20 protein-coding genes and 1 tRNA gene are annotated in these 26,338 nt (G+C 59.7%); 16 read left to right on the forward strand and 5 right to left on the reverse strand.

Annotated features, from left to right (window positions below; genetic code table 11):
- Nucleotides 1–80: 80 nt before the first annotated feature.
- Nucleotides 81–641, reverse strand: a complete 561-nt coding sequence (locus NPS56_RS18115) for a hypothetical protein (RefSeq protein ID WP_274075874.1) — start codon at nucleotides 639–641, stop codon at nucleotides 81–83.
- Nucleotides 642–1,062: 421 nt separating this feature from the next.
- Between NPS56_RS18115 and NPS56_RS18120 the strand changes: the two genes are divergently transcribed.
- Genes NPS56_RS18120 through NPS56_RS18170 form a run of 11 tightly spaced genes read left to right on the forward strand, consistent with a single transcriptional unit; the run spans nucleotide 1,063 to nucleotide 17,525 of the window.
- Nucleotides 1,063–2,448, forward strand: a complete 1,386-nt coding sequence (locus tag NPS56_RS18120) for an SrfA family protein (RefSeq protein WP_274075875.1) — start codon at nucleotides 1,063–1,065, stop codon at nucleotides 2,446–2,448.
- 17 nt (nucleotides 2,449–2,465) lie between these two features.
- Nucleotides 2,466–5,444: a virulence factor SrfB gene (locus tag NPS56_RS18125; protein ID WP_274075876.1), complete on the forward strand. Its 2,979-nt coding sequence runs from the start codon at nucleotides 2,466–2,468 to the stop codon at nucleotides 5,442–5,444.
- Nucleotides 5,441–8,140, forward strand: coding sequence for a putative virulence factor (locus tag NPS56_RS18130; protein WP_274075877.1), 2,700 nt, complete (start codon nucleotides 5,441–5,443; stop codon nucleotides 8,138–8,140). The genes NPS56_RS18125 and NPS56_RS18130 overlap by 4 nt, the downstream gene beginning before the upstream one ends.
- Before the next feature lie 2 nt (nucleotides 8,141–8,142).
- Complete coding sequence (locus tag NPS56_RS18135) at nucleotides 8,143–9,081, forward strand: hypothetical protein (RefSeq protein WP_274075878.1); 939 nt, start codon at nucleotides 8,143–8,145, stop codon at nucleotides 9,079–9,081.
- 59 nt (nucleotides 9,082–9,140) lie between these two features.
- Nucleotides 9,141–11,090, forward strand: coding sequence for a vWA domain-containing protein (locus tag NPS56_RS18140; protein WP_274076000.1), 1,950 nt, complete (start codon nucleotides 9,141–9,143; stop codon nucleotides 11,088–11,090).
- A 13-nt stretch (nucleotides 11,091–11,103) separates the two neighbouring features.
- Nucleotides 11,104–11,817, forward strand: a complete 714-nt coding sequence (locus NPS56_RS18145) for an ABC transporter ATP-binding protein (protein ID WP_274075879.1) — start codon at nucleotides 11,104–11,106, stop codon at nucleotides 11,815–11,817.
- The gene (locus tag NPS56_RS18150; protein WP_274075880.1) at nucleotides 11,804–13,033 is read left to right on the forward strand and encodes an ABC transporter permease; all 1,230 of its coding nucleotides are present in this window, start codon (nucleotides 11,804–11,806) and stop codon (nucleotides 13,031–13,033) included. Before NPS56_RS18145 ends, NPS56_RS18150 begins: the two co-directional genes overlap by 14 nt.
- Nucleotides 12,990–14,612, forward strand: coding sequence for a formylglycine-generating enzyme family protein (locus NPS56_RS18155; RefSeq protein WP_425313635.1), 1,623 nt, complete (start codon nucleotides 12,990–12,992; stop codon nucleotides 14,610–14,612). The genes NPS56_RS18150 and NPS56_RS18155 overlap by 44 nt, the downstream gene beginning before the upstream one ends.
- Nucleotides 14,609–15,331, forward strand: a complete 723-nt coding sequence (locus tag NPS56_RS18160; protein WP_274075881.1) for a hypothetical protein — start codon at nucleotides 14,609–14,611, stop codon at nucleotides 15,329–15,331. The genes NPS56_RS18155 and NPS56_RS18160 overlap by 4 nt, the downstream gene beginning before the upstream one ends.
- Before the next feature lie 10 nt (nucleotides 15,332–15,341).
- Complete coding sequence (locus NPS56_RS18165; RefSeq protein WP_274075882.1) at nucleotides 15,342–15,833, forward strand: hypothetical protein; 492 nt, start codon at nucleotides 15,342–15,344, stop codon at nucleotides 15,831–15,833.
- 33 nt (nucleotides 15,834–15,866) lie between these two features.
- On the forward strand, nucleotides 15,867–17,525 hold the full coding sequence (locus NPS56_RS18170) for a VWA domain-containing protein (protein ID WP_274075883.1): 1,659 nt from the start codon (nucleotides 15,867–15,869) through the stop codon (nucleotides 17,523–17,525).
- 18 nt (nucleotides 17,526–17,543) lie between these two features.
- On the opposite strand, the gene NPS56_RS18175 is transcribed toward NPS56_RS18170, so the two are convergent.
- Both NPS56_RS18175 and NPS56_RS18180 read right to left on the reverse strand, forming a co-directional pair.
- Complete coding sequence (locus NPS56_RS18175) at nucleotides 17,544–19,001, reverse strand: sensor histidine kinase (protein ID WP_274075884.1); 1,458 nt, start codon at nucleotides 18,999–19,001, stop codon at nucleotides 17,544–17,546.
- A gap of 254 nt (nucleotides 19,002–19,255) precedes the next feature.
- Nucleotides 19,256–21,115 (reverse strand): ABC transporter ATP-binding protein, encoded by a 1,860-nt coding sequence (locus tag NPS56_RS18180; protein ID WP_274075885.1) that lies wholly within the window; start codon nucleotides 21,113–21,115, stop codon nucleotides 19,256–19,258.
- 177 nt (nucleotides 21,116–21,292) lie between these two features.
- On the opposite strand from NPS56_RS18180, the gene NPS56_RS18185 reads away from it, so the two are divergent.
- The 3 genes from NPS56_RS18185 (at nucleotide 21,293) to NPS56_RS18195 (ending at nucleotide 23,627) form a co-directional block, all read left to right on the forward strand.
- Complete coding sequence (locus tag NPS56_RS18185; protein ID WP_274075886.1) at nucleotides 21,293–22,117, forward strand: MinD/ParA family protein; 825 nt, start codon at nucleotides 21,293–21,295, stop codon at nucleotides 22,115–22,117.
- Between the two features lie 537 nt (nucleotides 22,118–22,654).
- Complete coding sequence (locus NPS56_RS18190) at nucleotides 22,655–23,410, forward strand: zeta toxin family protein (RefSeq protein WP_274075887.1); 756 nt, start codon at nucleotides 22,655–22,657, stop codon at nucleotides 23,408–23,410.
- Complete coding sequence (locus tag NPS56_RS18195) at nucleotides 23,397–23,627, forward strand: hypothetical protein (protein WP_274075888.1); 231 nt, start codon at nucleotides 23,397–23,399, stop codon at nucleotides 23,625–23,627. The genes NPS56_RS18190 and NPS56_RS18195 overlap by 14 nt, the downstream gene beginning before the upstream one ends.
- 292 nt (nucleotides 23,628–23,919) lie before the next feature.
- Here NPS56_RS18195 and NPS56_RS18200 read toward each other — a convergent pair.
- Nucleotides 23,920–24,007: transfer RNA gene (locus NPS56_RS18200), tRNA-Ser, on the reverse strand.
- A gap of 123 nt (nucleotides 24,008–24,130) precedes the next feature.
- Here NPS56_RS18200 and NPS56_RS18205 point away from each other — a divergent pair.
- Nucleotides 24,131–24,802: a Bax inhibitor-1/YccA family protein gene (locus tag NPS56_RS18205; RefSeq protein WP_034147218.1), complete on the forward strand. Its 672-nt coding sequence runs from the start codon at nucleotides 24,131–24,133 to the stop codon at nucleotides 24,800–24,802.
- A 66-nt stretch (nucleotides 24,803–24,868) separates the two neighbouring features.
- On the opposite strand, the gene NPS56_RS18210 is transcribed toward NPS56_RS18205, so the two are convergent.
- Complete coding sequence (locus NPS56_RS18210) at nucleotides 24,869–25,306, reverse strand: Lrp/AsnC family transcriptional regulator (protein ID WP_007987480.1); 438 nt, start codon at nucleotides 25,304–25,306, stop codon at nucleotides 24,869–24,871.
- A 136-nt stretch (nucleotides 25,307–25,442) separates the two neighbouring features.
- On the opposite strand from NPS56_RS18210, the gene NPS56_RS18215 reads away from it, so the two are divergent.
- A complete protein-coding gene (locus NPS56_RS18215; protein ID WP_274075889.1) occupies nucleotides 25,443–26,336 on the forward strand; it encodes a DMT family transporter in 894 nt (297 codons plus the stop codon).
- Nucleotides 26,337–26,338 lie beyond the last annotated feature (2 nt).

Below are 26,338 nucleotides of genomic sequence, written 5' to 3' on the forward strand. Positions count from 1 at the left end.
AATAAACCTGTAGGAGCTGGCTTGCCAGCGATGAGGCCGGCACAGCCAACACACCGCCATCGTCAGCAGGCTCGCACAGTTCAGGCTGAAAGTGATATCGCAAAGTCAACCGCGGTAATGGGCACATAAATCAGGGTGATTATCGAATACGCTTTGCGCGATTTTGCATAAAACGCGCAGACAGGAAGCACGATCATGATGACATCCAGGGCGCCCCAAATTGCTATCGGCGATGCCCGGAATAAAACGACGTTCACGACGAGCCCGAGGAAAAGATAAGTCGACAGTGACAGGAGGGCGTAGCGGCCATCCTGTTCAAAGTAGACACGAAGACCCTGTTGCTCGTCCTCGCTTCGGCTTGGCAGCAATAATGCGGCAGATACAAAAAGCGATAACGCCAACAAAACGAGCAATAGAAACTCAAGAAACGAGAATGTCCCTTTTATCTCGGGCAGCGCGTTGACGGCCCACCAGAAATCCAGTTGTGTGGCGAAAAGCATTGCCGCCCAGACCAACGCGACCCAATCAGGCTCGGCCACACGACGGATGCGGAACACCGTCAACGCCCCCAGAAGCAGGCGCGTCACGGACAGCCCCAATATCATCGAGAGTACCGTGGCAACGATAGGGAAGTTGCTCATGATCGCTCCTGAACACCCATGATCTGGCAAGCGTAGACGATGGCTGCAGGGGGGGGCATACCGGCGGGAGGCGCCGCGAGACGGGGGCTTTCAGGGGGGATGGTGGTCGGAAACAGCCGCCTGGCGTCCTGACAGGGACATGCGCAAGGGCGAGCACTTTGGTCTACGCTCATGTCTGATAGTGAACGTGGATGTCGGCGCCAGTCTGAGAACGGGGTTACTTTTCAGGGGCGGACGAATGCTATCAACCAGCGCGAAATGATTTCCTGGGGGGTTGAGTCACACAAGGCTGGATTGATTCTCTGTCCTGTCATGTTGGCTTTGCACGTCGATCAGCCTCGATTTTGCGCAGACCTGTATACGTATACAACGCCTGAGAGTGTCGGCGATTTTACAGCCCGCTTGAAAAGGTATACCGCACATGCACGGCGCACTGCTTCGTTCCGGTAGTCTGCAAGAATTCAACGTGTTGGGGGTCGAAGGTCAGCCGGTGCATAGCGCTGCCTTGCAGTTGCGTGAAGCCATCCGGTTGAAAATCGGGCGTGAGGCCGCCGACTGCCTGGCCATTCCGCAGAAAAATGAAAGCGGCGATCGCATCGACTGGTATGCGCCTTTCGAGGGTGATGTGGTGCCCTGGTCTGCTGCGGTCAGTGAAGAGCGGGACTCGGCCTATTCCCGTTTGGAGCGTTTGCACGCTCAACTGCGTTCAGCCAGTGAGTTGATGCGTGCAGCGTCGCAGAGCCGGGAGAATCAGGTCTTTGGACGGTTGTTGGAAAAAACCGTGCATTTCCCCGCTAACGATCATGTCTATCTGGTCGATGGCCGGCCCGTGGTGACGTTCTGGGGCTTCACTGATCCAGAGGGCAACCGTGAGCGGGATCCTTTGTCCGGCTTGCGGCCCGCTCCGACCTTGGTTCGCGATCCTGGTATGGAAACGCCCAAGCATGAAGTGCCGATCGACAGCAAGGGTGTAACAAAACCTTGGTGGCGCTGGCTCTGGCTGTTGCTGCCTGTGCTTCTGCTGTTGGCACTGCTGTTCCTGATGCGCTCCTGTTTTCCGTCAGTACAGTTGCCCTTGAACCTTTCTCAAGTCGACTTGCCTGGATTGCCGCCGCCACAGGTTCAACCCCTGCCGATTGAAACTCATGTCGTGCAGGGCGCGGCGACCGGGACTGTGGGTACCGTCGGCGTCAATGGCGTGCAAGGAGGAGCGGGGAGAGCGGCGGAAAACACCGCCGCCGACGTCGACAAAACGCTTCCTGCCGATGCCGGGTTACCGGCGAGTGATCCGTTGGCGCCGCAGGTTCCCGGCTCACCGGTACTCCCTGCCGATTCGACTGCCTCGCCACCCGAGCAAACCCCAACTCCGGCCCAGCCAGAATCCGTACCGTCGGCACCGCAGCAGGCGGGCCAGAAGAACGGGGCCGATGCCGCACCCTTGGCCATCCCAGCCGGGGCACAAGCCAACGGTTCGACCGATTTTCTCAATGGCACCTGGAAGGCCGGTGCCGGTATCCAGGATGCCAGTACCGGGCGCCCGCTACAGTTGGAGTACGACTTCAAGAATGGCGCCGGCGAAGTACGGGTGCGCACCAGTAATGGCGTCGAATGCGTTGGCAAGGCCCAGGCCTCGATGAAGGGTGGCAACCTGGCGATCAATAACCAGGGCGTGGCCACTTGCAAGGATGGCAGCAGTTACACGATGCCCGACGTCAAGTGTGCGCCGGGGGCGAAAACGGTGGCGCAATGCACAGGTAACTACGGGAGCCAGCAGTTCCCGATGTCGATGAAACAGGGCAGCCAATAGCGCGGAAGAACAGCACTATGTTTCCAGACACGACCGATTATGAAGAAAGAATCACCCTGATCATGGGAAGCGGCATCCAGTTCCTGGATTTCGCGCTCAAGCTCGACCTGCGTCATGAAATGCCTGGCGAGTTCGCCCGTCAGAGCGAGAATGGCCCGATGGCTCGCCTGCTGCTGGACGAGCGCAGCGACAGCTACTTTCACCCGGCGCTTCCCGGGCGCGCGGTCAGTCCTGATTACAGTGTCGCCATCGATCAATCGTTGCGATTGCTCAAGGGCAACTGGCTGCCGCTGCCGTTCTTGCGCTTCAGTCCACCGCGCCGGTTTGACGACGGCCCTTCGAACTGGGCACGGGTGCGTATCGTCGAACTCAAGGACCCTGATCAGGACGGCAACACCCACCGTATCTGCTTTGCTTTCGATACCAGCGTCCTGGTCAGTCGCAGCGATACCACCTACCTGGCGCCGACTCAGAGTGACGTCAAGGTGGGGGCCACGTTCGCCTTGGCCCATCGGGCTGACGAGATGGGATGGTTCCTCGACCTTCGCTGGGTCGACGGCTGGTTGCGCGAGGTATTTACCGAACAGGCGCAGAACCCGCCGATTCGCATGCAAATGGATGACATCGAAGAGCAGTGCCGCGAGTTCTACCACCAGGCGCACTACCTCAACCTCCTGCATCTGCTGGGGACCCTGCTGCGAGTACCCGAGATCAAGGTGGTGTCCAACCGTGACAGCGACATGCAAAAGGCCATTCCCGTGGACATGGTGCTGGACGTGGGCAATTCACGGACATGCGGCATCCTGATCGAGGATCACCCCCAGGAGAGCGACGGCCTGAGCAAACGCTACGAGCTTGAATTGCGCGACCTGACCCAGCCGGAACAGGTCTATCCAGAGCCGTTCGAGAGTCGCGTAGAATTCTCTCAAGCGGTTTTCGGCAAGGATCATTTCTCGGTCCAGAGCGGTCGCAGCGAAGCCTTTCGCTGGCCCTCCATTGTGCGTGTCGGCCGCGAGGCGGGTCGCTTGGCCAGCCGCCGACGGGGCACCGAGGGTTCGACAGGCTTGTCCAGTCCCAAGCGTTACCTGTGGGATCAAGACCTCTACGAGCCGGGCTGGCGCTTCAACTGCGCCTTCGTCAAGACCGAGACCGAGCCCCATGCGACTGCCGCGCCCGTGGCCGGGCTCATCAACGAGATCGGCCAGGCGCTCTATAACCTGCCCGTCGAAGATCGCATGCCGGTCTTCCATCCACACTATTCACGCAGCTCGTTGATGACCTTCATGCTGTCGGAGGTGCTGGGGCAGGCGCTGATGCAGATCAACAGCCCTTCGCAGCGTTCGCGCATGAGCCACTCCAGGGTGCCGCGTCACCTGCGCTCGATCATCCTCACCATCCCGCCGTCGATGCCCAAGCCCGAGCGGGAGATATTCTCGAAATGCATGGAGCAGGCCATCGGCCTGGTCTGGAAAAGCCTCGGCTGGCATCCCGAGGACGAGTCGATCAACATCAAGGACCCGAAGAGCCGTGAAACGGCATGGCCCTGGCTACCCGAGGTGCACGTCCAGTGGGATGAGGCCACCTGCGGCCAGGTGGTCTACCTGTTCAATGAGACGCAAAACAATTTCGCCGGTCGCCCCGAGGAGTTCTTCGCCACGATGTCGCGGCCCGACAAGGCCGACAAGAGCCGTTTGACCATCGCCTCGATCGACATTGGCGGCGGTACCACGGACCTGGTGATCACCGACTACAGCCTCGACGACGGTAAAGGCGACAACGTCTACATCAAGCCCGAACAGTGTTTTCGCGATGGCTTCAAGATCGCGGGCGACGACATCCTGCTGGATGTGATCCGCCTGTTCGTGCTGCCTGCGGTGAACGACGCCTTGCTCAAGGCCGGGGTCGAGAAGCCCGAACCGCTCCTTTCCAAGCTGATCGGCAGTGAACCGCTGACCGTACAGGAAGCCGTCTTGCGCCAGCAGTTGACCCTGCAAGTGTTCAGCCCCATCGGCCTTTGTCTGCTCAAGGCCTATGAAACGTACGACCCGCTGGAGCCGAGCAGTCTGGTCAGCGCTACGTTCGGCGAGCTGCTTGGCAACGAGCAGCCCACCGCGGATGTGCTGGATTATTTCAGTGCGGCGGTGCGCCGGCAGCTGGGTAACGGGGCGGGGGGCTTCGACCTGCTGCAAATCCCGCTCAATGTCAGCTTGAGGCGTATTCATGAAGCTTTCATCGGCGACCGGATGAACATCGGCAAGAGCATCCAGGCACTCTGCGAAATCGTCTATAGCTACCCTTGCGATGTTCTCCTGCTGACGGGACGTCCGTCGCGATTGCCAGGCATCCAGGCGCTGTTTCGCAAGCTGCTGCCGCTGCCGCCGGGCCGCATCCTGCCGTTGAACCAGTACCGAACCGGTGGCTGGTATCCGTTCAACAAACAGGACTGTATCGACGATCCCAAGACCACCGCGGCGGTGGGCGCCATGCTCTGCCTGTTGAGTCGCGGCATGCGGCTGCCTAATTTCTTTTTCCGGGCGGCGGCCTTCAAACCGTACTCGACGCTCAAGTACCTGGGGTTGATCGACAACAACAACGTCATCAAGGACAGCAACATCTATTTGTCCGGGATCAACCTGGACGACCCGGACTACAGTCTCCCCGATACCGCCTTTGACATGCGCGGCACCATGCGCCTGGGCTTTCGCCAGCTCGACAGTGAACGCTGGTCGGCTGCGCCGCTGTACATACTCAGCATCGATAACCCACGTTTGCGCGAGGACGTGGCTGCCAAGGGGCTGGTGCTCAAAGTGCGCCTGGGCATCACCCGGTCACGTAACCCGGCCGAAGGCAGCGAGAGTTTCGAGTTCGTCGGCGCCGAGTCGACCCAGGGCGCGATCAGTCGCAGTCACCTGCGCTTGAAGCTCAATACCCTGTCGGATGCGGGGTTGGGCGAATCCCAATATTGGCTCGACAGTGGGAGTGTGTACCGCAAATGACCACTCGTATCTCACCCCAACACCTGGCCCGGGATTGGGCTGCAATCCACGCCGGCGCCGGTGACGCGATCAACTGGATCAGCGAAGTACGCCGTAGTGCCCCGAGGCTGGACAACGAGGCCGACGACCTGATCCTGAGCCTGCGCCGGATACGCAACAGCGCAACGAGCCTGGGCGCGGCCTCTGAGCGCCCCATGACGGTGGGTTTTTTTGGCCTGTCGCAAGCGGGCAAGTCCTACCTGATCTCGACCCTGGCTGCGGGTACCAATGGCATGCTGGAGACCGACCTGGGCGGCCAACGGCTGGACTTCCTCACCCATGTCAACCCACCCGGCTCCGGCAAGGAAGCGACGGGGCTGGTGACCCGCTTCAGTCGCACGGCCAAACCGGGCCCGGACGACTTCCCGCTGGAGCTCAAGCTGTTCGCCGAGGTCGAGCTGGCCAAGGTCCTGGCCAACGCTTACTTCAATGATTTCGACACGGAAAAGGTGCAGTACCGCATCAACGAAACGGCCGTATTGCAGTTGCTCAAGGAGTTGGGCAAGCGACGCCAGGAGCGGGTGGTGCCTGGTATGAGCGAGGACGACGTCGTCTCGTTGTGGGACTATCTGCATAGCAGTTTTCCTGGCTCCCTCGCCGTACTCAATGGCTACTACTGGCCCGTGGCGGTGGAGCTTGCACCCTATCTGCGAGTCGAGGATCGCGTCAGGTTGTTCGCGATTTTCTGGGGTGAGCTGGCCGAGTTGAGTGCGGCTTACCTGGAGTTCGCCCGGGCGTTAGCCAGTCTGGGCAACCCGGATCGGGTCTATGCGCCCGCTGAAGCCTTGGTGCGCCCTACAGCGCAAGGCGGGTTGTCCCAGGCCGACAGCATCATGAATGTGGACATGCTGGAGCGCCTTGGTACACCCACCGACTTGCGAATCAAAGTTCGCCCATGGCGCGATGGCGTGTTGCACGCAGAAGTCGAACTGTCATTGGCGCAACTGGCGACACTGACTGCAGAGTTGGTTTTCCCGCTGGCCGAGCCCACCAGCGAGCCGTTGTTCGAGGAGGTCGACCTGCTCGATTTCCCCGGCTATCGCGGTCGCCTCAACATTGAATCCCTCGACGATGTGCGACGCGCATTGGGCCGTGATAAAGCCAGCCCGGTAGCCCAATTGATTTTGCGTGGCAAGGTGGCCTATCTGTTCGAGCGTTATACGGACAGCCAGGAAATGAACGTGCTGGTCGTATGCACGCCCTCAAACAAACAGTCGGATGTCACCAGCGTCGGTCCGGTGCTCAGCAGATGGATCGACAAGACCCAGGGTGCAACACCGCAAGAGCGTGCCCGGCGCAAGAACGGTCTGCTCTGGGCCATCACCATGTTTGATATACGCATCGCCAATGACCTGGACACAGGCGAGGATCTGCTGCGCATTGGCTGGGGCAGTGGCGGCATGATGAAAATGACCATGCTGGAGCGCTTTGGCCAGTACGCCTGGCTTCAGGAGTGGGCGGCCGGGAATGCGTTCGACAATACCTTTCTGGTGCGCAAGCCGCGGATGAAAGTGGCCTTTCTTGACCTGAAGGACGGGCAGGAAGTCGGCATCAACGGTGCGTTGGATGATCACTTGAAATTGATGCGGCAAACCTTCAGTGAAGATCAGACGGTGCGTCAGCATGTGCGTGATGCCGGCGTCGCCTGGGATGCCATGCTGGCCTTGAACGATGGAGGCATTGGGCGCATCAGCGCCTACCTGCGACTGGTAGCGTTGCGCGAAACGAAGCTGGTGCGCATCCGCGAGCAAATGGACGACGTACTGCACCAGCTGGAGACGCGCCTGGGGCGCTGGTACCAGGCTGAAGGCGCGGGTGAGCTGGAGAAAAAACGTGGCATCGCCAAACAGATTTCCGAGGCTATATGGCCGCGTCGGGCACTTCTGGGCGAGCTGCTCCAGCGCATGCAACTGGCGGATGACAAACTGCGTGGCCTGTACCTGCGGGCGGGTGAGGAGGATCCCGGCGTACCCGCCGCCGAGGGTGTTGGCAGCGCGGTAAAACTGGGCGCCGACCTGGGCGGCGACGATGGCTTCGACCTCTTCGATGAACCGCAAGTGCCGGCGGCACCGGCTGACACGGTTGTGCGCTCCAGTGGCAGCGACTCGCGTTTCGCCCAGGCGGTCTTGCGTGAGTGGATCGGTCATCTGCGCCACATTCCCGAGGACGTGCGCCTGATGACCTACCTGGGATTGGCCAAGCCTGCGATCGAAGCCCTGGTGGATGAAATCATTACGGGTGCGACTCGCCTCAACCTGCAGCAGCGTCTGCTGCAAGCCATCGTGCGCACCGAACAGGTGGGCAGCAAGCGCGAACAGCTGGTCAGTCGTCAGGTGCTGACGGCAAAAATGATCCTGGCGGACTTCATCGGTTGGCTGGGCTTTATCGATATGGAACTGGAACAACGACCGCAGAGCCGCGCGAACCCGGGGGCGAAACTGTTCCAGCCGCCCGAGAGAATCGCTGCGGGCCAGTTGCCGAAGTTGCTGCCCCAACCGTTGGAGCATACCCGCGGCTATGTGGGTGATTGGCTGGTGGCACTGGCCACCATCGCTACGGACAACGCCGGTCATAGCGCAGGGAGGGAGATCACGCCGCAGCAGAACGAGTCACTGGGGCGGATCATCGCGACCTTCGCAGCGGCCCGGGCGGTCTAGCCATGATCATCACGCTCAAGGCCGCAGCCAGCGGACAACCCGGCCGGGGCGAGTTGAGCGTGCCTGGCTGGAAGGGCGGCGAGACCGCTTTGGAGGTCACTGTCCGGCGCAGCCAGGATGGTCGTTACCTTGACTCCGATGGGACGTGGAGCAGTACCCCTGTCTGGCATGCCCTCCAGGGGCTGGCGTTTGCCAAGGATACGCTGACCGGTGAAGTAGGGCCCTGGCTGGTCGATCCCTTGTTGCTTGATCACCGGATGACCTACGAGGTGCAGTTGCGTGATGGTGTCGTCAGCGACAAGGGCGTACTGCGTATCTCCGGAACCATCCTTTCTTCGCTCGCCGCTGGAAACCCTCAAGGTGGGGAGGGTCGGGACAAGCCTGTCATTCACGCGCCCGAGAAGGTTCCGCTCGAGGAGGTTCAAGAGCCGGAAGAGATTATTGCGCTACGGGACGAACCGCGCGAAGAGCGCACGCCACCCAGGCGTTGGTGGCCATGGGCAGTGCTTGCTGCTTGCGGAGTGTTTGCGGCCGTATTGGTCGGGTACTTCTATTGGCCTTTCACTGCGACGCAGGCTCCAGAACATCTGGCCCAGTGCAGTAGTGAGGTCCTCAAGCAAAGCAGCGATGACATGGCGTTCATCCAGGCCTGCCTGAAAACCAAACCGAGCAGTGAACAAGTGCTGGAGGTCATTGCCCGCGCCAAAGAAGCCGGCCGCTGTGAATTGGCCACGCGGTTGTATGCCTATCAGGGCCAGGCCGGCGATGCCGACGTCGCGTTGGCTTATGCGCGCGAGCTCGATCCGAAAACATTCACCCCCGGCGGTTGCATCAAGGAAGCCGACGCGGAAACCGCGGCCTACTGGTACGAGATCGTGGAGTCCAGGGATGGTAAGAACCTCGAAGTCAAACAGCGTCTGGAAGAGTTGCGAAAAAAATGATGGAACACACCAGAACGAGTACGTGCCTGCATGGGTTGGCCTGGCTTGGGTTGCTGCTGATGGGCGCTTTCGCCACCCCGTTGGCCGCCGAGGAAAAACCCCTTCTGCAGGAAGGCAAGAAAACGCTCTACCAGCGCGTGCTGACCACGCCCGGTTGCCAGCTGCGCGAGAGCACCGGCGCGAGCACGGGGAAGGCTGTCCCCACCTTTACCCGGTTCTACGTTTATCAGCGTGACAAGCAATGGCTGCGGGTCGGCCCCGACAGCCTCGGCAAGAGTATCGGCTGGATCGACAAGGCCTGTTCGGTCGAATGGAAGATGCAGATGACCCTGGTCCTGACCAACCCGGCCGATCGAGAACCCCTGCTGTTTTTTCGCGAGCGCAAAACCCTCGATCAGATGGTTACCGCGGCGGACGCGAGCGCATTGCTCAAGCCCATTCGCGCCAACATGAAAAGCTCGGGACGCGATCCCAAGGTGATCGCCCGCGAGCCTGACTACTACGTCGATCCGGCGAAAAACTTCTATCTGTTGCCGGTGATCGAGGCGCAGGAAGTCATGACGAAGAAGGGCTACAGGCTACGGGTGCTGAACATCGCCTCGGTCAGTGCTCCGGCAAAAGCACAAGATGCCGAGAAGCCCGACGCGAAGAACGAAGCCAATATGCTCAAAGGCTTTTCTGCCGCAGTGGTCTTTGTCATCGACTCGACCAAATCGATGGGCCCTTACATCGATCGCACCCGGGAAGCGGTGACGAAGATCTACCAACGCGTTGAACAGGAGCAACTGCTCGATCGAGTCAAGTTCGGCCTGGTTGCCTACCGCTCCAGTATCAAGGCGGTGCCGGGCCTTGAGTATGTCAGCAAAATGTATGTCGACCCTTCAACCGTGAAGGGCGGCAGCGATTTTCTCGGCAGGGTCGCGGCGTTGAAACCGGCCAGGGTTTCCAGCAGCCGGTTCGACGAAGATGCCTATGCAGGTGTGATGCAGGCCCTGGACCAGGTCGCCTGGAACGAGTTCGGCGCCCGCTATATCGTCCTTATCAGCGACGCGGGGGCGCTTTCCGGGGGCGACGAGTTATCGGGCACCGGGCTCGACGCCGACCAGGTGCGCCTGGAAGCCAAACATAGAGGGGTGGCCATTTACACGCTGCACCTGAAAACCCCGAGTGGGGTCAAGAATCACGACTCCGCCCAGGCCCAATACACTGATCTGGCACTCAACCCCTACCTCAATAAACCCCTCTACTACCCCGTCGACGCCGGCGATGTCAGCCATTTCGGTGCCAGGATCGACGACCTGGCGAGTGCTATCACCGATCAGGTCAAGGCCGCCTACCGTGGCGACATGGCCGCCGGCAGTGCCCTGGGCGCGGATGCCGATTACGGCAAGGCAACGCCGGCGCCCACCAAGGCGGTCGCGGGCCAGCCAGCCGATGACAGCATGCTGGCCGACGCCGCATTGCTGGGACATGCCATGCGCCTGGCCTACCTGGGCGAGAAAACGGGGGCAAGCGTGCCTCCGGTATTCCAGGCCTGGATCAGTGATCGCGATCTCCTTGAGCAGCAGGTGCCGACCACGGAGGTTCGCGTCCTGCTGACCAAGGCCCAGCTCAGCGATTTGAGTGACGTGGTCCGCCGTATTGCCGATGCGGCCAACGAGGGGCTGATCTCGCCGGCCGATATGTTCGACCGCTTGCGTTCAGTGGCCGCGACCATGGGGCGTGACCCCAACCAATTGGCCAAGGGCGATTCGCCAACGCTCGGCCAGCTGGGCCTGATGGGGGAATACCTGGACGGGGTGCCCTATCCGAGCGAGGTGCTGAGCCTGGATGAAGATGAGTGGAAGCGCATGACCGGTACGCAGCAACAGGAACTCATCCGGCGCCTGAACACCAAACTCAAACTCTACCAGCGCTATAACGCGGATGTTGATCGCTGGGTGTCACTGGCAGAAGGCAGCGACCCCAGCGAGCACGTCTACCCGGTGCCGCTGGACGCGCTGCCCTGAATGGAGCGAGACCATGCTGCTGATCGAGGACCTGGGTATCAAGCGTGGCGTGGGCGCCGACAGCCTGATGATCAGCTTGCCGCGGCTGGCCTTGCACAGGGGCGAGATCGCAGCGATCACGGGTGCCAGCGGCAGTGGCAAGAGCACTTTGCTGGAGATGATTGGCCTGGTCCTGCGCCCTGAGCGGCTCGGCACCTATCGTCTGGCCACCGAACAGCCGCTGGATATCGCCCGGTTGTTGCGCGAGGATCGCCATGGTCTCCTGGCCGACATTCGCGCCCAACGCCTGGGCTTTGTGCTCCAGACCGGAGGGCTGTTACCGTTTCTGCGTGTGCGGCAGAACATCGACCTGCCGCGGCGCATGCTTGGGCTGCCGCGCGAAAGCGAATTGGTCGAGACCGCCATTGAACGCCTTGGATTGAGCCATTTGTTGCGCAAGTGGCCGGCCCAGCTGTCCATAGGCGAGCGGCAGCGCGTGTCGTTCGTGCGCGCCATCGCCCACCAACCGGCGTTGCTGCTGGCCGATGAGCCCACGGCAGCACTCGACCCGATCCAGGCGCGCAAACTGTTCGAGTTGATTCTCGAGCTTGTCCAGCGCTTCCAGATAGCCGCGTTATTGGTGACCCACGATTGGGACCTGGTGCGCGACTGTGGCGTACGAAACATCGTCGGCCGTCCGACTAACGACGCCGACTGTGCTGGCACGGTGTTCCATGAGAGCGCCTGAAACACGCGGCCGACGGCGGCTGCTGCTGGAGCTGGCGGCGCGTGACCTGTGGCACGACCGCAATGTTTCCCTGTGCATCGTCGCCTCCCTCGTGGCCGTGATCGCGCCGTTGCTGCTGCTGTTCGGGCTCAAATACGGGGTAGTGACGCAACTGCGTGACAAGTTGCTCCGCGACCCGAGCAACCTGCAAGTTCAAGTGCTCGGCAACTACAAGCTCGATCGGCAGTGGTTCCAACAACTGAATGGGCTACCGGGGGTCGGCTTCAACCTGCCGCTGACCCGCTCGCTGAATACCGTGGCCGACCTCTTCCTTGACCCTGTGCATTTCGTTTCGGGCGCCGAGGTGATTCCCAGCGCCAACGGCGATCCCCTGTTGGGCGAACTGGCAGCGCCCCAGGCCTTCGACCAGGTCGTGCTGAGTGCCAGCGCGGCGCGCAAACTCGGGGTCGGCACCGGCGAGCGCATTCACCTGCTCGTGCAGCGAAAGCTCCATGACCAAGAGGAAACCGGGCAACTGGAAGTGAACGTCAGCGGCATCCTCGCCGAAGGGGCTTTCCCGCGGCCTGGGGTACTGGTCACCCTGGAACTGCTCGAAGCTATCGAGAGCCTTCGTGATGGCGACCTGTCGCCGTTGTTTGGCCTGGAGACGGGCAACGGGCCGGCGCTGCCCCGTGAGTTCTACTCCAGTGCACGGATCTATGCCAAGGGGCTGGACGAGGTCGCCGGTATCGCCCAATGGTTGCAGCAGCGCAATATCGAGAGCAAAAACAGCGTTCATGAAATCGAATCGGTCAAGGCCATTACCCGGGTGCTGGGCCTGATCTTCTCCGTCATCGCATGGACAGCGGTCATGGGGTGCACGGCGTCGCTGGCCGGCGCCTTCCTGGCCAACATCGACCGCAAGCGCAAGGGCCTGGCGTTGTTGCGACTGCTGGGCTTTCGCCGGGCAGGGGTGGGCGCTTTTGTGATGATCCAGGCTGCGCTGCTGACATGCCTGGCCTTCATTCTGGGCTATGGCGCCTACCTGGCGGGAAGCGCGGTATTCAACCACGCGCTGGGAGTCGATATGGCAAAGGATGAGTTCGCCTGCCGATTGGAAAATATTCATGTGCTGCTGGCTTTTGTCAGTGCCTTGCTGCTCGCGGTGCTTGTCGCGGGCATAGGAGTGCTTCGTGCGATACAGATCCAACCGTCCGAAAGTCTGCGCGACATTTGAGCGTTATTGGCTCGCTGCGCTGGGTTGCCTGCTGGCCTTGGGCAGCCATGGCGCGCAGGCGGCCTGGGACGCCGAGTACTTCAACCCCATGCCGCAGGAACAGGACGTTATCCTGCCCATGCCGTGCAACGGGTCCATGGTCTTTCGCAAAATCAACGTGCCGGCGGCAAAAGGGCCGCTGGACGACTACTCCATCACGCTGGGGCAGGACAGTGACGAGTGGGGCTACCTGGAGCAGGCCCGACCCACCCAGATTGCCGGCAGTTTCGCCGACAATACCGCGAAGTCGACCCGTTATTACCTGCTGGCCAAGTATGAGCTGAGCCAACTGCAGTACCAGGCCGTGATGGCCGATAATTGCCCGGTACCTGCGCTCATGTTGCGCCTGCCGCAGACGGGGGTGAGCTGGTTCGATGCCACCCATTTCGCCGACAAGTACACGCTGTGGTTACGCAAGAACGCTGCGAAGGCCCTGCCCAAGGAAGATGACGTCGCCGGCTTCCTGCGTCTGCCAACGGAAGTCGAATGGGAGTTTGCCGCGCGCGGCGGCATTGCCGTGTCGGCGGCCGAGTTCCGTGACATGCGCTTTCCCACGCCAGAGGGGTTGAACGCTTATGCCTGGTTCGCCGGATCACAATCGGCCAATGGCAAGCTCCAGCTCGGTGGCCTGCTCAAGCCCAACCCCGTCGGGTTGCACGACATGCTCGGCAACGTCGAGGAAATGACTTTCGAACCTTTTCACCTGAACAAGCTGAACCGCCAGCACGGCCAGGCCGGCGGCTTCATCCTGCGCGGCGGCAGCTACCTGACGCCCCAGGCGGATCTGCGCACGTCGATGCGCCATGAGCAGCCGTATTACAACAATACCGGCAGTGAGCAGAGTCGCTTCAAGAGCAGTGGTTTCCGCCTCGCCCTGGTGGCCCCCACGCTGACTTCACTCGAACGGGTCAAACAGATAGAAAGCGATTGGAAAACCCTGGGTGTCCGGCCTGAAACCGCCAGTTCCGAGGGGCAGCAGTCGGCCAGCAAGGATCCGGTCAAGGAGATCACCAGCATCGCCGCCGGCGTCGAAGACAATGCGCTCAAGTTGCAGCTGGAACAGCTGCGCAGTGATCTGCGCGCCAACACCCTGGCACGTGACGAGCAGCGCGACCACGCGATCCGTTCGGAGCTGCAACTGGGGACATTTCTGTGCACCAAGATGAAGGACGACGCAGAGCTTCTCGACTTGAACGAGAAGCTCTTCAAGATGACTTGCGCAGCGCAGAGCACCCTGGACAAGTCGACCTGTCCTGCCCGTCGCAAGCGGCTCGACGAGCAGGGTAAAGTGCTCGACTTCCTGCAAAACTACTACGCCGATACGGTCGTCAACGGTGCCCTCAACTACAGTCAGGCGACGGTAGAGCCGCAGGTGGGTGTGGTGGCCCAGCAAATGGCCGCGCGCGGCAAGAACAACCTGCGCACTTACCTCGACACCTACTGGAACCACCTGCAAGGCTACATGCAGAGTGGCAAGGTCGCCCGCAGTCACTGGCTCGAGAAGTGCAAATCCATCCCGACCGAAGGAGCAAAGACATGAACCCGGCACCCACTCGTCAACGCGTTCTGACAGGCCTCCTGCTGGTTTGCTTCCTGAACCTGGCGGGCTGCCAGGGCTCGGGGTCGATGTATTCCGATAGCCAGGCACCGGTGGATCCGCGCATAGCCAACAGCCGCTCCGCGGAATTTTTCAGCACCTCGGGGTGGCAGGCTTGCGCGGGGGGGGCAGGGGTCGGAATCCTCGGTTGCATGTTGGGCAACCCGAGTAACCAGACCCAATGCATGCTGATCTCGGCCGCTGTCATGTGCGGCGTCGGCATGGGCGCCAATTACTATCTGGATTACCTTCGCACCCGATACGCCAATGACGAACAGCGTCTGGATGCCATGACCGCCGACGTACGCAAGGACAACCAGGAGTTGCGCGCCCTCACGCAGTCTGCCCGCAGCGTGATCAACGACGACAAGCAAAAGATTGCCCAGATAAAAAAGGCCAACACAGCCAATCAACAGCAGCGCAGCAGAGCCCAGCAACAGCTGGCTGAAATCGATTCCAACACCGCCTTCCTCAAGGACAAACTGGCCAATGCCCAGGCCAAGCACCAGGAGTGGCAGAAGGTGGCGGTTTCCCAGCATGGCTCGGGTGCACGAATGGATGCCCTGAACGCGGAAATCAACAACATGCAGCAGCAGATTACTGCCTTGCAGAACGAAATCGACCAGCTGTCCCAGCAGCGTTCCTCCATTCGATTGGGCTGAGGATCGAGCCATGCACGCACTCATTCGTTGCACGCTGGCTTCCGGTCTGATCGGCCTGGGCGGGTGCGCGGTCACTGCTGCCGATTGTGACCCGAACAATGCAGACGCCAGCTTCAACACCAAGTTCGGTTGTAACGTGCAAGGCGTCTATGCCCAGCGAGTCACCGAGAAAGAGAAGGTTCTGCTTGATGAACAGGAGGCCAATCGGTTGTTCCGCAACGTTTACGCGGCCATCGAAAAAGAGCGCGCCAGCGTCAGCAGCGAGCTTGGCCAGCAGCAACGGGCCAACGACGAGCTGAACCGCTCGCTGAAAGCCTTGCTCGCCAGGCTCAACGAGAAGTCCAAGGGCAACCAGCGCGTCCAGGCGCAGATCAGCCAACTGGAAAAGGACATGGCCAAGGTCAACGACTCTGACGAAAAAGCCGTGATGCAGAAGCAGTATGAGTTGCAGCGTTTGCGCGACAACGTGGCCGATCTGGAAAGCGGCCTGGGATTGCGTTGAGTACCCTGAAGCCAAGGCAGGAATCACTCGAACATGAAACGAATCGCTCGTCAGTCCACACAAAACCAGAGTGCCGCCGATGTACTGGCCGGCCACGAGGAACTGATCGGCATTCTGAAACGCCACTTGCCGCCGAGTACGGCGACCCTGTTTGCCAAACCCAAAGCGGTTGAAGGGGACGTCATCGAGTGGTACAGCGACCTGGGTGGGCAGCCTTTGCCTTTCGCCCAGTTGCCGGCCAGGGAGGCGGCCGAGGTTCGCCACCTGCTCGGTGAACGTCTTGCAGCGGTGGAGCGTTTGGCAACGCAGCTCCAAGGGCAGGGCGCAGATGGCCAGCGGCAGGCAAGCCTGTTGCGCCAGGCCGCTCGCTACCCGGCCGACAGCAACCTCTTCAGCCTGAACGGGCAACCGGTGCTGACCTTCTGGGGCGGTGGACAGCCCCCGCCAGCGATCATCCCAGGGCGGTCCGTCGCGGCTGTAGAGGGTGCGGGCGCACAGGCGAACGCCGCGGTTGAGGGGCGGCCGCCCCGTCGTTGGTGGCTCTGGGCATTATTGCTGCTGCTTTTGCTCGCGCTCCTGGCAGCGCTCTGGTGGTGGCTGTTCTGCCGCGAGAAGCCGGTGGAGGTGCCGCCGCCCGTGGTGCCTCCTCAAGTCGAGGAGCCCAGGCAAGTGCCACCGGCGCCTGAACCAGAACCGGAACCTGTGGCTAAACCTGAACCTGAGCCTGCGCCTCAACCGGTGCCTGAGCCTCAACCGGAGCCCAAGCCTGCGCCGCCGGCAGCACCGCCGCCACCGCCACCCAAGCCAGTACCACCGCCTAAACCTGATCCAGTCGAGGCACTGGCCAAGCGTGTTGATGCGGCCGGCAGCAACTGCGCCACCTTGCAGGGCATGTTGACCCAGGAGCCGCTGCTCAAGAGCAACCCGGCCCTGAAGACCCGGGTTACCGAGCAGCTCCAGCGTCACTGCAAAGAACAGATGATCACCAATGCGAAGAATCTCTGTCCGGATCAACGCCCCAAGGAACTGGCCCCGGAATTGTTGATTGTCTTCGATGCATCCGGGTCGATGGACATCAGCCTGCTGGCCACCGATGAAGATCTCGAAAGAGCCGGTATGGAGGAGAAGATGGACAGGTTCGCCCGGATGATGACCGGGACGTCAGACACCAGGGCCCGGGAATATGTGGTGCGTGAGCCCAAGCGCATCACGGCAGCCAAGCAGGCCACCAGCGCCGTCGTGCGGCAACTGTCCAGTGACATCAATGTCGGCCTGGTGCTGGTCGAGGACTGCCCACAGGCCACGAGCGTGGGTTACTTCTCCCCGGGGCAGCGCGGCAATCTGCTGTCGCGCATTGCGGCCATTCAACCCGTCAAGAGCACGCCTCTGGCGGATGGCATCGCCAAGGCCGGGCAGATGCTCGATGGCGTCAATCGTGAGTCGGTGATGCTGGTCGTCTCCGATGGCGTCGAAAGCTGCGGCCGCGACCCTTGTACCGTGGCACGCGCCCTGGCCCGCAGCAAACCCCACTTGAAGATCAATGTGATCGACATTCTCGGCACCGGCGCGGGTAACTGCCTGGCGCAGCTGACTGGCGGCAAGGTTTTCACGGCCAATAACGTCAACGAGTTGTCCTCGATGACCACGCGCGCGGCTCAAGACGTCATGGTCCCCGAGCATTGCAAGCGTTGACGGGCTTGGGGCAACGCTTCAGCAGAGCGTTCTCCTGTCCAGAACCCTGAACCTCAAGTGCACGGATGTGCCCTGTTTTTCCTGGATGGTCAGACTCGCTTCGCCGCCGAAGCTTTCCATGATCTGCTTGACCATGATGAACCCTATACCGAGCCTGCCGTGTCGGGTGGTGTAGAAAGACTTGTAGGCCATCATTTGCTGTTGTCGTGCAGAGCCACCCCCGGTGTCGCCAATGGTGAGGTTCAGCCACTGTCGGGCTTCATCCACGCTCGTCTGGATAGTCAGTTTTCCTGCTGTCGGCATCGCTTCTATGGCATTGGCAATGACGCTATTGAAAATCTGCGAAAGCAAAAGCGGATGACTGATTATCCAGGGCGAGGGCTCATTCTTGAACTCGACCTGGATTTTTGCATGACGCAGTTGCGCGCTGAAACTGTCGAGTGTGGCCTGTAGCATCGGCATCGGATCCACCCGTTCTGCCTCGCCGCGGATCGGGCCCAGGCACAGCAGTAATTCCTGCACCCAGCGCGACATCCGATCCACCTGGCCGACAATGTCTTCGATCTGCTTCTTTGCAGGCTGGCCTTCCATGTCTTTCGCCAACTCTGCGCTGGAACGGATGCAGGCCAGTGGATTGCGAAGGCTGTGGGCGACGGCGGTGGACATTTCACCCAAGCCAACGTAGGTCTTGTTGGCAACGACTTGCTCCTCTTGCGAGGCCAATTGAACCGAGGTTCGTCGAGCAATCCGGTAAATCGCGAAATAAAGCAGCAGGCCGCCCATCGTGGTCAGCCAGATTATCCAGTGCCCGCGATTGAGGCGTTCAATCAGGTCGAAGGGCTCCCGGTAAATTTCAACCACCGCCAGAATGTTGCCCTGGCCATCGGCGAGAGGGATGTAACTCTCGATGAAGAACTTTTTCGGCGGGTGCAGGAATTTCTGCTCGCTGCGGCCTGCATCAACCTTACTGTATCGAGTGGATATACGTTCTTTGGAGTTGAATGCCTCTTCCAGCTCGTCATTCAAAAATACTTGCCCAACCAACTTCGGGTTGGTGGACCAGATGACTGTTCCAAGGGGAGAGTAAATGGAGATCAGGAGCGAGTTTGGCAGACGCGATAGATAATCCACGAGCTCGGAGCTGACAGCCTGCCTGCTCTGCCTGGTTTCTTCTGACGTCCTCTCATGTTGAACGAATGGCCGGCCTTCCTCGATCTGCATGGCCGCCAGCCCGCGATGACGTATCTCGCCTTTTGCAATGGTCTGGATGAACTGCGCCGACATCAGGGCATCGCGTTCAAGACTTTCCGCGACCAGGAAGTTTGTCGAAAAAGAACCCAACCCAAACGCTATGACGCTGATGAGCAGGAAACTGGCGATCGAAAACCAGCGCAGGAGATTGAATTGTCGAGTGGGTGCAATCGCGTCAGCCGTTCTACGGTGAAAGCGTTTATGCAATACGTCGATTGCCGGCATAGGGCGTACTCCTGGGTATGCTGTGGAAGTTCCAGCAACTTCAACCACTCATCCAAGCCCTGCAGGAGCAGCACTATCCATGCCAATGATTTGTCCGGATGACATGCCCAACACCTGTGCAACGCCGCGCTTGGTGGTGCGCCTTGCAATCATTTCGCCAGGAAAAACGCCAGGCACCAAGCGGGTTTCACAACCCATGTTTGGGGGGATTTCCCCTGCGTTTGGGATAGCGATTGCTCAGGAGGCGTTCACGCTCACGCCTGATCCATCGCCTCGGCCATCCCCTGATCCTCACCCAGAAAACCACCACTCTGATGCTGCCAGAGCCGCGCGTAGGTGCCGTTTCTTTCCAGCAGTTGAGCGTGGGTACCTTGTTCGATGATGCGTCCCTCATCCATGACAATCAGCCGATCCATGGCCGCAATGGTCGACAGTCGATGGGCGATGGCGATGACGGTCTTGCCCTGCATCATTTCATCGAGGCTTTCCTGGATGGCGACTTCGACTTCGGAGTCCAGGGCACTGGTGGCCTCGTCCAGTAACAGGATCGGAGCGTTCTTGAGCATCACCCGGGCGATGGCGATGCGTTGGCGCTGGCCGCCCGAGAGCTTGATGCCACGCTCACCCACCAGGGTGTCATAGCCGCTATGGCCTTGCCGATCGCTCAGTTGGCTGATGAAACCGTCGGCCTGGGCATTGGCCGCGGCGCTGCGGATCTGCGCGTCGGTCGCGTCCGGGCGACCGTAGGCGATGTTGTCGCGAATGGAGCGGTGCAACAGGGATGTGTCCTGAGTGACCATGCCGATGGCGCTGCGCAGGCTGTCCTGGGTCACCTGGGCGATGTTTTGCCCGTCGATGCGAATCTCGCCGCTGTCTACGTCATAGAAACGCAGCAGCAGGTTGATCAGCGTCGATTTGCCTGCACCGGAACGACCCACCAGGCCGATCTTTTCGCCTGGGCGGATGTTCAGGCTCAAGCCGTCGAGCACCTGGCGTTCACCGTTGTAGTTGAAGCTCACCTTGTCAAAGGTCACCGCGCCGCCAGAGGGCACCAGCACGCTGGCGTTCGGCGCGTCCTGCACCTTGGGGCCCCGGGTCAGGGTGGCCATGCCATCCTGCACGGTGCCGATGTTTTCGAACAGCGAAGTCATTTGCCACATGATCCAATGCGACATGCCATTGATACGCAACGCCATGGCCGTGATTGCCGCCACGGCACCTGCACCGACCTCACCCTGGTGCCATAGCCACAGGGCATAGCCACCTGCTGCCATGATCAACGCCACCACCAACGCCTGGTTGACGATCTCGAACTGGCTGACCAGGCGCATCTGGCGAAAGCCGGTTTGCTTGAAATCCTCCATCGCCGCGCGCGCAAAATGCGCTTCACGATTGGAGTGGGAGAACAGTTTCACTGTGGTGATATTGGTGTAGGCGTCGGAAATACGCCCCGTCATTGACGATCGCGCATGAGCCTGTTCCTGCCCGACTTGCCCCAGGCGAGGCACGAAGTACAGCATGGCCAGCCCGAACAACGCGACCCAGGCAATAAAAGGCAGCATGAGTTTCAGGGCGAAGCCGCCGGCCAGTGCGATGATCGCAATGAAGTAAACGCCGATTCCGGGTGCGATTTCGATGAGGGTGAACAGGACTTCGCGCACGGCCAATGCCGTCTGCATCACCTTGGTCGTGACCCGGCCTGAGAATTCATCGGAAAAGAATGAGAGGCTTTGACGCAGCATCAGCCGATGGAAGTCCCAGCGCAGGCGTAGCGGCAGATTGATCGCCAATATCTGGTGCTGCACCATGGTGCGAAGGGCCACCAGCCCGATGCTGGTGAGCAATACAATCGCGATCCCCCACAGCACTCGACTTTCCTGCCCGTTCGCATCGCCACCGGCCTGCCATGTCGAGAGCAGGTCCACGACCTGCCCAAGAAAGGAAAACAGCCAGGCTTCGTAGATCGACACACTGGCACTGAGCAGCGCAAGCAAAAGGACATAACCGCGGGCGCCTCGCATGCAGGCCCACAGGAACCGCATCAGGCCGACAGGCGGTGGTGGAGCTTCGTCGGGGGGAAATGGGTCGAGCCTTTGTTCAAACACGCGAAGCATTGTGGTCTCCGAATTGGTCAGCGAGAGGGGATTCTGCCATTTAATGGTTGCTTTGCGGGTTTGCAGGTTGAGTAATATGGCTAGGGGCCATGCCTCTGCACTAATCAGTTACCATTGGTATAAGGGAATAGTTAGCGACTACTCGCAAGCGTTCCACATGGAAGGGAATCAATAAACATGGATGGTGTGCATTCTGTGCAGGTTATTGCCGTGACCGGCGCAAAGGGCGGCGTCGGCAAGACGACTGTCGCGGTGAATCTTTCGTTGGCGCTTGCGAAACTTGGAAGGCGAGTGGTATTGCTTGATGGCGATCTTGGCTTGGCCAATATCGATACGCTGTTGGGGCTTTCCCGTCAGTACACGCTTGCCGATTTGATCGAGGGTCGCTGTGAGCTGTCCGATGTGCTTGTGCAGGGTCCGGGCGGGGTACGAATCGCCCCCGCGGCTTCAGGCATCCAGAGCATGGCTCATTTGTCTGCGGCCCAGCACGCAGGCCTGATCCAGGCCTTCAGTGAAATCGGGGACAGTCTCGATGTGCTGGTCATTGACACAGCCGCAGGCATCGGCGCGTCGGTGATCAGTCTCGTCCGGGCGGCCCACGAAGTCCTGTTGGTGGTCTGCGACGAACCGGCTTCGATCACCGATGCCTACGCACTGATCAAACTGCTCAATCGTGATTACGGCTTAGTCCGCTTCCGGGTGATGGTCAATATGGCGCGTAGCCCTCAGGAGGGTCGCGCCCTGTTCGCCAAACTGGCCAAGGTCACCGATCACTTCCTCGACGTTTCCCTGCGGTATGTGGGAATGGTGCCGTACGATGAATATGCGCGTAGGGCGGTGCGCAAGCAGCGAGCGGTCTACGAACAATTTCCGCACTCGAAGTGCGCCCAGGCATTTCAGGAAATCGCTTTGAAGGTTGACGCTTGGCCTTTACCGGATTCCCCTGGAGGGCATATGGAGTTCTTCGTCGAGCGACTTGTCGAACATTCGAGAAAGCCGTAAAGAGCCTCAAGAGATGGAGAAGAGAAAAGGGATAGATGTATTTTTCCGGATTTATTTTTTCTGGAAATAATCCGTCCCGTTTTCGCGCTGTCGCAGCCTTGCCGGGATTTTTCAGGTCAGTAATACAGGTCGTCTTCGTCATCTCGCAGGTGGCAGTACCACCCATACAGCGAAGCAACAAGGGTGACAACGATCATAGCTATCAGGATGAAGATCAGATAACGCATCGTACTCGGCTGCCTTTTTGGTGCGAGTGTATGGTTGGGATGCGTCCTTGCTGGGGAGCGAATTTAAGCCACGTGGGCAAACTGCTGTCTGTAGGGCAATGCCCTATATGGCGGCTTTTTTTCCTTAGAAGGGGCTAGGGGGTTGCGGCGGGGGTGGCCACTAAACGGCCATTACCTTTATTTTAAGGATATTTCGTAAAGCACGGGGGCGCTGTAGAGGCAGCAGGGGTCGAATGTGCAGTTACACTCGAGAGGTGGCTTGGCTAGCAATCAGGGTGCTAGCGTAAGGAAAATTGGCAAGAGCGGCAAAATGACTCTAGAAGAACTTGCAATTGAAGAAGCTGCTATTGCGTTCGCGAAGGCTCAGCGTGCCTCAATCGCCCGAAAAATTGCCAACACCGACATCTTTATTCCTGAAAAATCGCCGATAACTGTTTTCATGGCCGGGTCACCAGGTGCGGGCAAGACCGAGGTCTCCAAAGCTATGGTGGAGGCTTTTGAAAGCGGGGACTTGGGCTTTGCAAGGCAGCGTGTGCTCCGTATCGATCCTGATGAATTTCGAAGCTTGCTTCCTGGGTACACTGGATGTAACTCATATTTGTTCCAGCGGGCAGTAACAAAGATTCTCGAAAAGGTTTTGGATCGTGCATTTGAAAAGCGTTTGTCGTTCATTCTCGATGGGACGATGGCGAATATCGAGGTGGCAAAACGAAATATTGATAGGGTATTGAGGTATGGTGGCGTTGCACAAATCATGTATGTCTATCAGCGGCCGGAGTTGGCTTGGGATTTTGTAAAAGCTCGGGAGATAACCGAGGGGCGAAACATTCCAATGGATGAGTTCGTTCGCCAATACTTGGCTGTGCGTAGGAACATCGCCGAACTAAGACGCTGCTACGACGTAAATGTTTATGTTGATCTACTCATTAAAAATACTGATGGCTCAGACGAGTCATACGAGGAAGGCGTTTCGGCGGAGCAGATTGACGCTATGCTTCCTGAAACCTATGATCAGGTTGAGCTCATCAAGCTCCTAACCGAGGTCGACAGAAATGACTGCAGCTAAGACCGGAAAAACCAGTCCTATGGCTGAATTTTTCTGCAATGCGTCCCCAGAGACGAAACGGGGCGTGTTCAAAAATGTGATCAGCAAGGCCATTGCTTCTCAACGCGATGTTGTCGAGAAAGCAGAGGCCATCAAGAACGCACACAAAACTGAGAAGACTTCAGCTTACTCGGATCGTGAGACTGACGAAAAAGCTCAGCTCAGCAAAGTGTCGTAATGCTCTTATGCGTTCGAATCGCAGCAGGTTTCCCCGAAAATCCGATACCGGATCTCTGGCATCGGATTTTTTATGTTTGTTCAGTAGGATCTGCTCGAGATCGACGACCTTTTCAACTTCTGCAGCGCGACGCCAGACTGCACAAAACACACTCAAAGCGAAGCCGATTCCTGTGGTGAGCGTACCAGCGTAGGCAGTGCGCACCTTGGGCGGTGATGAGAGCTTCAGTTCTTGTGTCGTAAGCTCAGAAACGACAAAGCCCTGAATAATCAGGGCTTTGTCGTATCAGATATGGCGGAGGCGATGGGATTCGAACTCATGGACCTGTTACAGTCGACGGTTTTCAAGACCGTTGCCTTAAACCACTCGGCCACACCTCCGTTTGTGTTGCGGGCGCCATAATACCTGAATGAAACACACTGTCAAACTCTCTGCATAGCTTGTTACAGGGCGTCTGTTATGATCTTTGCGACTGAACGTTTCAAACCAACAGGAGTGTCGCCATGCGCGAACAGGATTACGCAGTTAATAACAGCGTGCAGGCTGAGCAGCTAGAGGTTAGCCGCGTCCTGCGCAACACATACGGCTTGCTCGCTCTCACCCTCGCATTCAGCGGCGTGATGGCGTTTGTCGCCCAGCAGATGCGTGTCGGCTACCCGAACATCTTCGTGGTACTGATCGGTTTCTACGGCCTTTTCTTCCTCACCAACAAGCTTCGTGATTCCGCCTGGGGCCTGGTGTCCGCCTTTGCCCTGACCGGTTTCATGGGCTTCCTGCTCGGCCCGATCCTCAACCGTTACCTGGGCATGCAGGGCGGCGCTGAGGTCGTGAGTTCGGCGTTTGCGATGACGGCCCTGGTGTTCGGCGGTCTGTCGGCCTATGTGCTGATCACCCGCAAGGACATGAGCTTCCTCGGCGGTTTCATCACGGCGGGCTTCTTTGTGCTGCTGGGTGCGACGCTGGCGAGCTTCTTCTTCCAGATCAGCGGCCTGCAACTGGCGATCAGCGCGGGCTTCGTGCTGTTCTCCTCGGTGTGCATCCTGTTCCAGACCAGCGCCATCATCCACGGCGGCGAGCGTAACTACATCATGGCTACCATCAGCCTGTATGTATCGATCTACAACCTGTTCATCAGCTTGTTGCAGCTGTTTGGCATCATGAGCCGCGATGATTGATCGCCAGCCATGATTGAAAAAACCCGCTTCGGCGGGTTTTTTTATGCCCGGCTTCTGTACCGGCGGCTATGCCATGGGTGGCAGGCGGCGCTTGACCGGGGTTTTCTTGACGATGGCGGTGTTGGTTTCGGCGTGGGTGTTGAGGCGGTCGAGCAGGGTGTCCAGTTGTTCCATCGAGCGCACATGCAGGCGGGCGATGAAGCAGTCGTCACCGGTGACCTTGTCGCACTCGGTGAACTCGGGGATGGCCATGATCTGCCGTTCCACTTCCTGCAACTGGCCGGGCAGCGGGCGGATGCGCACGATGGCCTGCAGCTGATAACCGAAACACTTCGGGTCGATTTCCACGGTGTAGCCCTTGAGCACCCCACGTTCCTCGAGACGGCGCAGGCGCTCGGCGACGCTGGGCGAGGACAGGCCGCTGATCTGCGCCAGGGCCTTGAGCGAACGTCGCGAGTCTTCCATCAAGGCGGTGATCAGCACCTGGTCGATGTCATCGGTCATGGCGAAACCTCAATTAGGCAGTTTTGTAAAATCGCCTTCGCATAAAAGGCAGATTCGAAGTTTAGCCTGCTTTTTGCACTGGAGCAGCGCCCCGGTCGATTGGCATACTTTGCCCATCAATCACAGGAGTCTGATGATGGACAACTCGATACGTCGCGGCTCGTTCGAAATGACCGCCGCCATGCTGATCTCCGGGACCATTGGCTGGTTCGTGCTGGTGTCCGGGCAACCGGTGCTGGATGTGGTGTTCTGGCGCTGCCTGTTCGGCGCCGGCACCTTGCTGTTGATTTGCGCGGCCTTCGATTTTTTGCGGGCAGACATCCTGACCCGCACCACCTTCCTGCTGGCGGTGCTCAGCGGCGTGGCGATTGTCGGCAACTGGGTGCTGCTGTTCGCCTCCTATTCCCGGGCCTCGATAGCCATCGGGACGGCGGTCTACAACGTCCAGCCGTTCATGCTGGTGGGGCTGGCGGCGCTGTTTCTCAACGAAAAAATCACCCTGCAGAAACTGGCCTGGCTGGCGGTTTCCTTTCTCGGGATGCTGGCGATCGTCAGTGCCCATGGCGGTCAGGGCGAAAGCGGCAGCCAGTACCTGATCGGCATTGTCCTGGCGCTGGGGGCAGCGTTCCTTTACGCGATCGCGGCGTTGATCATCAAGCGCCTGACCGGGACGCCACCGCATCTGATTGCGCTGATCCAGGTCAGCACCGGCGTGCTGCTGCTCGCGCCATTCGCGCATTTTTCGGCGCTGCCGCAAGCGCCGGGCGAGTGGGGCAGCCTGGTGACGCTGGGCATCGTGCACACCGGCGTGATGTATGTGTTGTTGTATGGCGCGATCCAGAAACTGCCGACGGCGCTGACCGGCGCGCTGTCGTTCATCTACCCGATTGCGGCGATCTTCGTCGACTGGTTTGCCTTTGGCCATCGCCTGGAACCGCTGCAATGGATTGGGGTTGCCGCGATTTTGCTGGCCGCTGCCGGCATGCAGCAGGGCTGGAGTTTTAAATTCCGGCGCACAGTGACCCCATGAAG

It is taken from the genome of Pseudomonas putida (assembly GCF_028682635.1).
GTDB classification, from domain to species: Bacteria; Pseudomonadota; Gammaproteobacteria; order Pseudomonadales; family Pseudomonadaceae; genus Aquipseudomonas; species Aquipseudomonas putida_AE.